Source organism: Actinomadura sp. BRA 177 (assembly GCF_013372625.1).
Taxonomy (GTDB): Bacteria; Actinomycetota; Actinomycetes; order Streptosporangiales; family Streptosporangiaceae; genus Spirillospora.
This window is the reverse complement of sequence record NZ_JABXFD010000093.1, coordinates 1-4048: the sequence shown is the minus strand read 5'-3', so window position 1 is coordinate 4048 and position 4048 is coordinate 1. Positions and strand designations below refer to the sequence as shown.

General features: G+C 75.1%; 2 protein-coding genes. One reads left to right on the top strand and one right to left on the bottom strand.

All coding sequences use genetic code 11. The features are described 5' to 3' along the window. A partial coding sequence (locus tag HUX53_RS02140) for an ATP-binding cassette domain-containing protein (RefSeq protein ID WP_176401487.1) occupies positions 1–1163 on the bottom strand: 1163 nt, incomplete at its 3' end. A 294-nt stretch (positions 1164–1457) separates the two neighbouring features. On the opposite strand from HUX53_RS02140, the gene HUX53_RS02135 reads away from it, so the two are divergent. Next, on the top strand, positions 1458–4048 hold a 2591-nt coding region (locus HUX53_RS02135), incomplete at its 3' end, for an AAA family ATPase (RefSeq protein ID WP_176401486.1).

Here is a 4048-nt window from a genome sequence, read left to right as displayed (position 1 = left end):
ACGCGCTCGCCGATGAGGGCGCGCAGGAACGTCGTCTTGCCGGAGCCGTTCGGGCCGGTCAGTGCGATCCGCTCCGGGCCGCGGACGATCAGCTCGGTGAGCGTGCCGGTCTCCGGTTCCGGTGCGGTGAGGCCCGTCACCGTGGCGACCGTGCGGCCGGCCGGGACGCGGGTGGCGGGCAGCTTGACGCGGATCCCGGCGTCGTCGCGGACCGCGTCCTCCGCCTCGGTGAGCCGGGTGCGGGCGTCGGCGAGCCGCTCCTCGTGCATGATGCGGTGCTTGCCGGCCGAGACCTGCGCCTGCCGCTTGCGCTCCTGCATGATGATCTTCGGTTCGCGCTTGGTCTCGAACATCTTGTCGCCGTAGCGCCTGCGCCTGGCGAGTTTGACGTGGGCCTCCTCCAGTTCGCGTTTCTGGCGGCGCAGGTCGGTCTCGGCCGACCTGACCGTCCGCTCGGCGGCCTCCTTCTCGACAGCGAGCAGCTCTTCGTAGTCGGACAGGTTGCCGCCGAACGTCCGGACGGTGCCGTCGCGCAGGTCGGCGATCTCGTCGACGCGGTCGAGCAGCTCCCGGTCGTGGCTGACGACGACGAGCACGCCCGTCCAGGACGCGACCGCGTCGTAGAGGCGGTGGCGCGCGTCGAGGTCGAGGTTGTTGGTGGGCTCGTCCAGCAGCAGGACGTCGGGACGGGCGAGGAACCGCGCCGCGAGCCCGACCATGACGGCCTCGCCGCCGGAGAGGGTCGGGACGGTGCGGTCCAGGCCGACGTGGTCGAGGCCGAGGCGGTCGAGTTCGGCGCGGGCGCGTTCCTCGACGTCCCAGTCGTCCCCGACGGCGGTGAAGTTCTCCTCGGTGGCCTCGCCGCGCTCGATGGCGTGCAGCGCAGTGCGGGTCGCGGTGATGCCGAGCAGGTCCGCGACGGTGGCGGCGCCGTCGAGGACGAGGGTCTGCGGCAGGTAGCCGACCTCGCCTTCGACGGTGATGGTGCCCGACGCGGGAGTCAGCTCGCCGGCGGCGAGCTTCAGCAGGGTGGACTTGCCGGAGCCGTTGACGCCGATCAGTCCGGTCCGGCCGGTGCCGAACGCGGCGTCGAGGCCGTCCAGGACGACGGTGCCGTCCGCCCAGGCGAAGGACAGGTCCGTGCACACGATGGCAAATGACATGAGGGGCGGTCTCCATGGGTTTCGAGCGGTTTCGGGCTGCATGGAGACACCGCGGAGTCGCGCGACGCGCCTGCGGGCATGAGAAAGCCCGGCGGGACGAGGGTCCACTCTGAGGTCGCGTGCGCGGGCCGGCGACGGCCATACGCGCGGTGTCGGACCTCAGATCCTCAATGGACTCCCCTGCCGGGCGGCGATGTGACGGCGTCGAGACTACCCGACCGCTAATCGCAACACAAGTGGCATTAAGCGATTTTCTGGTGGATCTCCGCCGGGCCGCCCGGCATGCTGGGGCGGATGGGAACCGTCAGCCCCGTGTTCGCCGGGCGCGCCGCCGAACTGGCCGAGTTACGCGGAGCGCACGCGCGGGCGTGCGCGGGCGAGCCCGCGGCCGTCCTCGTCGGTGGGGAGGCGGGCGGCGGGAAGACCCGCCTGGTCGCCGAGTTCACGCGGGATCTGCGCACGCTGACCGGCGGATGCCTCGATCTGGGCGCGGCCAGCCTGCCCTACGCGCCGTTCAGCGCCGTCCTGCGGCGCCTCGGCCGGGACACGGTCGCCTCGCTGATGCCCGGGGCGGCCCTGCCGGAACTGGCCCGGCTGATGCCCGGCCTGACCGGCGCCGCGCCGCCGGCCGATGACGGCACCGGGCAAATGCGGCTGTTCGAGCACGTCCTGACGCTGGTGGAACGGCTCAGCGAGGACGAGCCGGTCGTTCTGGTGATCGAGGACGCCCACTGGGCCGACGGCTCGACGCGGGACCTGCTGTCCTTCCTGTTCCGGAACCCGCAGCACGGGCGGGTGCTGCCGGTCGTCACCTTCCGTCCCGAGGAGCCCGGCACCCGGCCGCTGTTCGCCGAACTGGCCCGCCTCCCCCACGTGACGCGCGTCGACCTGCCGCCGCTCAGCCCGTCCGAGGTGGCGGACCAGGTGCGCGGCATCCTCGACGCCGCGGACCCCGGCCTGGTGCGGGACGCCCATGCCCGCGCCGGCGGCAACCCGCTGTTCGTGGAGGCGCTCGCCGGCAGCCCGGACGAGGCGGTCCCGGGTTCGCTGCGTGACCTGCTGCTCGGCCGCGTCCGCCGGCTGCCGGACGGGTCCCGCACGGCGCTGCGGGCGGCGAGCGCCGGTGGGGAGCACGTCGGGCACGCGCTGCTGGCCGCGGTGACCGGCCTGCCCGATCCCGGGCTGAGCACGGCGCTGCGCCTCGCCGTCGACCACGGCCTTCTCGTCGCGGACGGCGACGGGTACGCGTTCCGGCACGCCCTCATCCGCGAGACCGTCCACGAGGACCTGCTGCCCGGCGAACGCGCCGCGCTCCACCGCCGGTACGCCGAGACCATCGAGCGCTCCCCGGAACTCAGCGACGCCCCGGCGAGCGCCCTGGCCGTCCACTGGCAGGGCTGCGGGGACCATGCGCGGGCCCTGGCCGCCGCATGGCATGCCGCCGGGGAGCGGCACGCGGCGACCGCCTACGCCGAGCAGCTGTCGCTGCTGGAACGGGTGCTCGACCTGTGGGACCGGGTGCCGGAGGCCGCGTCGCTGACCGGGTTCTCCCGGCGCCAGATGCTGGAGGACGCCGCCGAGGTCGCCGCGCTGGCGGGGGACGCCGATCGCGGGCTGCCGCTCGTCCGGCGGGCCATGGCGGAGGCGTCCGGCGACCCGGGCCGGACCGCGCGGCTGCTGGCGATCCGGGCGGGGATGCGCGGCATCCAGGGCCGGGCGGACGAGCTGGACGACCTGCGGGCGGCCGAGCGGCTCGCCGCCGCCCCGACGCCGGACCGCGTCCGGGTGCTCTCCCAGCTGAGTTCCCGCCTGCTCGTCTACGGGGAGCACGACGAGGGCGGGCGGCTCGGGCGGGAGGCCCTGGAACTGGCGCGGGCGCTGGGCCGCGACCGCGACCTCGCCCCGCTGGAGGCGATCGTGGCCGCCGCCACGGCCCGGGACGGGCAGGGCGACCTGGCCCCGCTCGAACGGGTGCTGCACCGCGACCTTGAGGCGTGGGTGCACGCCCGGACGCTGAACACGCTCGTGCACTGCCTCCTGAACCGGGGCCGTGCCGCCGAGGCGCTGGCGCTCGCGGCCGACGGCCTCGCCACCGTGGAGGACGCCGGGATCGCCTACAGCGCGGGGACGGCGCTCGCGGTCAACGAGGTCGAGGCGCTGTACCGGGTCGGCCGCTGGGACGAGGCCGCCGGGACGCTCCAGCGGCGGCTCGACCGCCACCACGGCGCGGCCTTCCGGCTGCAGATGATGATCTGGCGGACCGCGCTGCTGGCGGCGCGGGGCGGCGGCCCGCGACCCGATCCGGAGGCGCTCGCCGTCCCGCTCGACGCGGGCTTCCCGCAGACCGCGCTGCCGCTCGCCCAGATGATCATCGAGTGGCGGCTCGCGGAGGAGGACCGCCCGGCCGCCCGCGCGACCGTTGACGCCGTGCTGCGCCATCCGCGGCTCACCGTCCAGCCCTGCCATCTCTGGCCGCTGCTGGAGACAGCCGCGCGCGCCGGCGGCCCGCGCCTCCCGGAGGTCGCGGACCTGGCCGCGCGGCTCCCCACCGCGACGCCCGTGGCGGCGGCTCACAAAGCGGCCGTGATCGCGCTGACCGGAGGCTCGGCGACCTGGGGCACCGTGATCGAGACCTGGGAGAGCCTGGACCAGCCGTACCGGCTCGCGCGGGCGCTGTTCGACGCCGCCTGCGCCGACCTCACGGATGGGGATCGGGCAGCGGCCGCCGTCCGGCTCGACCGCGCCGCCGGGATCGCCGCCGCCACCGGCGGTTCGGTGACCGTCACCGACGACGCCGCGAAGGCCGCCGCCGGAGCCGACGTCCTCGCCACCGACACGTGGGTGTCGATGGGCCAGGCCGGCAAGGACACCTCTCTCTACGAGCC